This window comes from Moorena sp. SIO2C4 (assembly GCF_010672485.1).
Classification (GTDB): domain Bacteria; phylum Cyanobacteriota; class Cyanobacteriia; order Cyanobacteriales; family Coleofasciculaceae; genus Moorena; species Moorena producens.
On sequence record NZ_JAAHGN010000382.1, the window covers coordinates 1 to 6,522 of the forward strand.

Genomic DNA, 6,522 nt, shown 5'->3' on the forward strand with positions numbered 1-6,522 from the left:
AATAGTTGCGCTGTAATCCCGGTGGAACCAACTTTGTTGACATTTTTATGGCGCTCGCGGGATATTCCGTCAGAGAAGCGCGGAGATACCCCCTGGATGCTATTGCATCTTGCATTGGCGGGCCTTGGTCTATCTTGGTAGACTTTGGTAGCTAAAAAGTATCGGTTTACGAATTTATTCCTCAATGGATATTTTTTTTCTTCTGTTGTCGGGAATCCCTATCTTGATGCAGTCGCTCATGAGGAGGGGCGGCATCAAGACAATGAAAAGCCATTTTTACACAAATGGCTTGTAGGGATCGTAAGCATTCAGCTATCAGCATTCAGCTATCAGTTATTAGCTATTACCATTCAGTTCATGCCCTACGGCCACGCTGTCTTGATGCAAAGCGCGAGTGGGGGAAACCCGCTTTGGTGGCGCTGCATCGCTACTTCAGGTGCTTTTGAAGAAAACAGGTAACCATTTGTTTAATCTGAGTTACGTAACCCCCAAAGCTGAAAGCCCCGTGTTTTTAAACCGGGTCAGAAGTTACCGCAAGAATAGTGCAGCCTTTATAGTTGGTAGGCTATGCATTAAAGGTGACAGGTTTTGTTGTAAGGCTGCACTATTCTAAGGTTTCGTCTCCGGGATGAAAGCTAGTAGCGACTTTAGTCGCCGTGAAAAAGGTTTGACTATAACTTGACAGTTTTCCTCAAACGTACTAGCGTAATAATATAACAGAATAGGTCGAGTTCTGATGATCATAATAGAGTTTAAGGCATACGGGAAACCTATCCAATATCAAGCTATAGAAGAAGCAATTCGGACAGTCAAATTTATCCGTAATAGCTGCATCCGTCTATGGATGGACAATAAAGGGACGGGGAAATATGACCTTAGCAAATATTGCAAGATACTTGCTAAAGAATTCTCATTTGCCAATGAATTAAACTCTACTGCTCGGCAAGCTGCGGCTGAAAGGGCATGGTTAGAAGTTACCGTAAGAAGAGTGGAGCCTTTATAGGCGACAGGCTATGCAAAAAAGGGTTAAAACTCATGAAATAAGGCTCCACTCTTCTAAGGTTTCATCTCCGGTCATCAATTTCTCGCTTCTTTGAAAACTGCAAGAAAAAGGTACCAGGAAAGAAAGGTTTTCCTAGCTTTCAAAAACACTGTAGGTCGGTTGAGTATAAGCAATCAGGATGGAAGTTATCCCCTGACAAGAAATCAATCACTTTCAGTGACAAGAAGGGAATTGGAAAGCTAAAGCTCAAGGGTACCTGGGACTTGTGGCGCTTGGACAAGAAGCAAATTAAACGGGTTCGCATTGTAAAAAGGGCTGATGGGTATTATGTTCAATTTTGCATCTCTGCTGAGATAAATGAACAATTGGATCCAGTTGACGCTACTGTAGGATTAGATGTAGGGCTAAAAGATTTATACACCGATTCTAGAGGTAACACAGAACCCAATCCCCGATTTTATAGAACTGGGGAAAAGCGTCTGAAATTTTATCAGCGTCGAGTATCTCGAAAAAAGAAAGGCTCATCTAACCGTAAGAAGGCCGTTAATAGACTAGGCAGACAACATCTCAAAATAAGTAGGCAGCGTGAAGAACATGCCAAGAGACTGGTTAGAAGTTACCGCAAGAAGAGTGCAGCCTTTATAGTTGATAGGCTATGCATCAAAGGTGGCAGGTTTTGTTGTAAGGCTGCACTCTTCTAAGGTTTCGTCTCCGGCACGTTGCGTAATCCGGTCTAACGACCTGGTCGCCTATGAAGATTTGAGAGTGAAAAACCTGGTTAAAAACCATTGTCTAGCTAAATCTATTAACGATGCAGGTTGGTATCAATTCAGAAAATGGTTAGAGCACTTTGGCCAAAAATTTGGTAGAGTCACCGTTGCGGTAAATCCTGCCTATACAAGCCAGAATTGTTCAGATTGTGGCGAAGCGGTTAAAAAGTCACTGTCAACTAGGACTCATGTCTGTAAGTGTGGGTGCCAGTTAAACCGAGACCACAACGCTGCAATCAATATCCTGAAAAGAGCCTTGGGTACGGTGGGGCACACCGGAACCTGGATCATTGATCCAAACTCTTGTGGAGAATCGACCTCTACTCTTCCTGATTCCGGTCTGGTTGAGCAAGTTGGCTCTATGAAGCAAGAATCCCCGCGTCTAATGACCGGGGAGTGTCAAGTCAGCTAATCGAGACGACTGACCGCTGACCGCTGACCGCTGAATGCTTACTAGCGATCGCTATAAGTGTTGGTTAGTAAGCTTTGTAGGGATTATTTTCTAAAAATTTATCATAGCCACACTAGGAGAGCCATTTTCCTTCACCTGTTTGTAGTCTTGAAGTTGCTTTTCCAGCTCAACATGCAGGTGATCAATCTCCTCTTTTTCCAGGATTTCTAATAGGGCTAGATTCAAGTTTTGCTGGGCAGCAATGTATAGGTTTGTATCAATCACAAATACCCTAACTATAATCACACGAGCATTCTCTTCAATGTGGGAAAATAAAACTAACATGTTCTGCTTATGCAAGCCATCGATAGACGGAATTTTATCTTCAATAGCCTGACAAATGCAGCTAGTTTGCTCAGCCGAAATTCCATCAACTTTCAGAGTTAAATTTATGCCCCACTCAAAGGTATCGCCAGTCTTCTGGGACCAATTTTCCACAACGCCAGCAATCATTTTAGAATTGGGAACTTTTTTGATAGAACCCCACTCAGTCAGACGAAGCTGTGTACTTCTTAGACCAATACTGACGATCTGAACAAAACCATTGACTCCGTCCACTGCTACCCAGTCACCGGGTTTATAGAGACCATCAGCGTAGATAATCACCGTACAAAACCAGTCATAGATAATATCTTTCATTAACAAACCTAAGGCAACACCTGCACCACCGACTAGACCGATCAGTGCACCGGCCGATGTCCCCAACAAAATCTCACTGGCTTTAATCACAGCAATCAGGATTGCTGCTGTCTGAAAAAGCCTTGGGAAGTAGGGGACGAACAAATCGTCCAGTTCAGTTTCAGTGTGTGCCGCCAATCCCGCTAGCAGCTCCCCCAGTAGTGGAGCAGCACGGTAAAGAATATAGGTGGCAATGAACAGAGCGCTCACAAAGAGCATCTCGGGGATTTTCTGATTCTGTTCAGGACTAAGATGGGTTGCCGCAACACTATGTACTAGCCATAATCCAGCCAGCCAAATTAGCCAGCCTAATGGTGCCCTAAGAATCTTAATAAACTCATCGTCTAGGGTAGTTTCTGTAGCGCTAGTCAGACGCTCGATTCTGTCAATGATTATGGCAGTGAACAAACCTCGACATATCTGGGTAAGGAGGAGGATGATCACCATAATAACTATCGTGGAAAGAGGGATGTTGCCGAACTGGAAGTCGGAATCAAATATCCTTTCTTTGATTAAGTTGATAAGGTTTTCCATAGTTTTGACTAAAAAAGAACAGCAGAGAGCTCCATCTACCTAGTTGGCACTGGTTTTTAAACTTAGATATTGCACTAGGACAAAACTACTTAATAATAGGTAAAATTGGCTCAAATCGCATGGTATTTAAAGACTAGTTATTAGTTACTATTTTTCTATAATAACTAGTCAGAGTTTTATCAATGTAGATAATAACTTGTGTTCCATGAATCCTAACTAAGAGGTTGTCTGAGAAGTCTCATTTGCTACATCAAAGCCCCCTAAATCCCCCGAGCAATCCCTCGCTCGGGGGACTTTTAGCCGCAAATTGATTCTTGTTCCCCCCAGAATTGGGGGGCTAGGGGGGCAAAATTCAGTATCAAAAAACTTTTCAGATATCCTCTAAGAAGTTATTAGCTTTTATTTAAAGGTAAGACACTTCAGTATAATCGAAAAAAAACAATACCAACTATAGTAATAACACTGATCATAAATGTATTATCAATTAACGTAGTAATTGCTTAAGTAAGAGGACGTAGAAACTACGATTCAAGGAATCAAGAATCCAGCTATAGCGTTTTCAAAGGAGTTGTCAAGTCATAGATTGTGGAAAAAGGCAATAGACAATAGGCAATAGCTCCAGATTTTTATAGTAAAATCAAATAAGATATTCTCAGTTTTCCAATCGTTTTAAAACGCTATATAATACTGATATAGCAATCCTAAAGTTTTTGTTAAAAATACGTTATCTTCAAATAGTTTTGATAAAAAAAATGGCCTGTTAACCATTCCAAAACTAACACCATCAACTAACCTATCAAATCTCCATAGTTTTCCCTTGAATTTAAATAATTAATATTTCAATCAACTCTTAGTAGTTCGTACTTAATTATTGTCTCGACTATCAGTTTATATCTAACTCAGCTAAAATTTATAAATTTTAAGGTAAAATAACTAAAACTTTAAGTAGATCAAGATTGGATAAAAAAAAATATGATGATATAAAATTCGATAGTTTATCCCTTTCCCCACAAGGGAAAAGGGAACAGGGAAAAGGGAACAGGGAAACATAGGCAGGCGTGGTAGGTGTTTAAAGTGTGGTAAATATGGTAAGTGTGGGGCGCGGGGAGCAACTGGCGTCCTTTCCACGGGGCTTTAGTAGAGCCCCTGGCTTAACAGCAGGACGTCACTGGCTCGAATCAAGTACTGCCCATGTCTGTTGAATGCCAAGGTTATTGGTAGCAGTGTTGCTACCATTCTTGAGTCATTGGCAGCATATTCCACAAGAAGCACCGATTCCTAACGTAGTGAGTCATCGGTAGCTTCTTAGTGATGGTGTTTACTTATGCTGTTTTGTGGCTCCGAATGTACGGTGGTGGCTAACTTGGGCACCAGAGTTCCATAAGTAACTGAATTACGAACCTTCCTGCCAACCTTCAATAGCTGCGAACAAAACATTCACCAAGGGATGATCTACCGCCTCTTTAAATGCCTCTGTTCCCCCCGTTTTTAAGACATTAATCACCCTTTGTTTTAGGGTGGGTTTACCTTCAATCTGATCCACCGCCTTAGCCACCACTGCCATTTTTTCAGCATTGCTTGAAGTGGGGTTAGTTTGGGACAGTTGCTTTAAAAGCTGTTGAATTTCTGCTGCTGCCTCAGTTAAATTATGGTCTTTGGAATAGTCGTTTAACGTACCACCGTGCTGATCTCTATTAGCGAAGCCACCACCAAATTTGGCACCACGGAGGTCATTGTTAATTGGCTGTTCAGACATAGTGTTTCCCTCATTGTGATAATTTTCTGCATACAAACTCGGACGCTGTAGCGCTGTTTCTACCTGTCTAATTAAAAGATTAATTAAATTATCTTTTTCTTGAATCAAACGTAGCAAAGCATCTTGAGATAAAGATTTAAGTTCTTCTTTCCGTTGAAGGTTTTCCTTTGGCTTCCAGGTGCTACTCAGAGATTGCTGCATCAACTTTGACTGCTCGCTCCATGGAAGCGATTGGATAGTTTGCTTGATAGTTCTAAAGAATTCGACAATGGCTTCTTCTCTTTGATAGTTTGATATTCCATAATCCTCAAAAATTCTGGGGATTGAATAGGGAATATTGTGATATATGATAAACTGTTCAAGAGTAGAAAAAGCAATGAGATGTTGTTCGTAGGAAAGACTCCTCCTTTTTTCTAAAAAGCGATCGCATAACTTAATTACTGCACTATACACTTTGTCTGGTAAATTTTCGACAAAGTACCTTGTAAATTCTTCGTCTGTCATAGTTTCCCTGTTATCAGTTCAGCAACCTGTTTGTAAGATGTTCAAGATTTTAATATTTTCAAGATTTTTCCATATAGTTCCATGCCTGTTTGAAAATCTAAATTCCCGGAAAACTTGAATGTTTCTACTTCTTTGCTCTTTAAGCCTTGTGGCGGCACAACTGCTTTATAGATAAGGAGAGTTTTTTGAGGAAAAAGAGCCAAGCAAGCTCCTAAATCGAGATAGGCTATAGCCTGAAATTGTTGAGATGATTCTTCTAATAAAGGTAGACAAATAATCGCACTAGAACAAGACTTAATTTCATCAATTCGAGTATTAACTGTTTCTAAGCTATTAGACTGACTGCACTCTATCTTATCTAAGTTAGCTATCTCGGCATCTCGTTCGTATAAAGCCTTAAATATAGATAGTCCCAATTTGCTCAAAAAATTGTTCCCTGTAATAGGATTAAAATATTTTATTAGGTCTCTTATTATTAGGAATTGGTAGCATACCCATGTTTAACGAACAACTAACTAAAACTTTAACTATATAAAGCTTGTATAAAAAAAAATATGATGAGAGAAAATTCGATAGTTTATCCCTTGATCCACAATGGATATCATCTATAGCATTTACAAGGGAACAGGGAACAGGGAATAGGGAACAGTAGGAAAAAGCTCGGAAGATTTTTTGGTGTTATTAAAAAGCGATGCAGAGGTGCGACCCGTGGCGAATTTAATTCGCCTACGGAAAACGCACCTAAGCGGTCTTGACCACACTGCATCGCTACTCCCTACTCCCTACTACCTACTCCCTAAAATCTAGGACGAGGGTACCTAACCCA

The 6,522-nt window shown here is 40.6% G+C and carries 5 protein-coding genes and 2 pseudogenes; 4 read left to right on the forward strand and 3 right to left on the reverse strand.

Annotated elements, in window-relative coordinates; translation table 11 throughout:
• Nucleotides 1–144: 144 nt before the first annotated feature.
• The 4 genes and pseudogenes from F6K20_RS19570 to F6K20_RS40750 all read left to right on the forward strand — a co-directional run bounded on the left by F6K20_RS19570 (nucleotide 145) and on the right by F6K20_RS40750 (nucleotide 2,185).
• Complete coding sequence (locus F6K20_RS19570; protein ID WP_287254370.1) at nucleotides 145–459, forward strand: hypothetical protein; 315 nt, start codon at nucleotides 145–147, stop codon at nucleotides 457–459.
• A gap of 277 nt (nucleotides 460–736) precedes the next feature.
• A pseudogene (locus tag F6K20_RS19580) lies at nucleotides 737–967 on the forward strand (RNA-guided endonuclease TnpB family protein); the annotation flags it as partial.
• A gap of 107 nt (nucleotides 968–1,074) precedes the next feature.
• Nucleotides 1,075–1,704, forward strand: a pseudogene (locus F6K20_RS40745) (RNA-guided endonuclease InsQ/TnpB family protein); the annotation flags it as partial.
• Nucleotides 1,670–2,185, forward strand: a complete 516-nt coding sequence (locus F6K20_RS40750) for an RNA-guided endonuclease InsQ/TnpB family protein (RefSeq protein ID WP_287256695.1) — start codon at nucleotides 1,670–1,672, stop codon at nucleotides 2,183–2,185. The pseudogene F6K20_RS40745 and the gene F6K20_RS40750, both read left to right, overlap by 35 nt.
• A 90-nt stretch (nucleotides 2,186–2,275) precedes the next feature.
• Here F6K20_RS40750 and F6K20_RS19595 read toward each other — a convergent pair whose 3' ends face one another.
• From F6K20_RS19595 to F6K20_RS19605, 3 genes are all read right to left on the reverse strand, one after another.
• Nucleotides 2,276–3,436: a mechanosensitive ion channel family protein gene (locus F6K20_RS19595; protein ID WP_287295719.1), complete on the reverse strand. Its 1,161-nt coding sequence runs from the start codon at nucleotides 3,434–3,436 to the stop codon at nucleotides 2,276–2,278.
• A gap of 1,393 nt (nucleotides 3,437–4,829) precedes the next feature.
• The gene (locus tag F6K20_RS19600; protein WP_287295721.1) at nucleotides 4,830–5,696 is read right to left on the reverse strand and encodes a hypothetical protein; all 867 of its coding nucleotides are present in this window, start codon (nucleotides 5,694–5,696) and stop codon (nucleotides 4,830–4,832) included.
• A gap of 41 nt (nucleotides 5,697–5,737) precedes the next feature.
• Complete coding sequence (locus F6K20_RS19605; RefSeq protein WP_287295723.1) at nucleotides 5,738–6,121, reverse strand: hypothetical protein; 384 nt, start codon at nucleotides 6,119–6,121, stop codon at nucleotides 5,738–5,740.
• Nucleotides 6,122–6,522: the final 401 nt, after the last annotated feature.

Coding starts and splice junctions, on each gene's coding strand:
- F6K20_RS19595 (WP_287295719.1), bottom strand. CDS start 3,436: ATGGAAAACCTTATCAACTTAATCAAAGAAAGGATATTTGATTCCGAC.
- F6K20_RS19600 (WP_287295721.1), bottom strand. CDS start 5,696: ATGACAGACGAAGAATTTACAAGGTACTTTGTCGAAAATTTACCAGAC.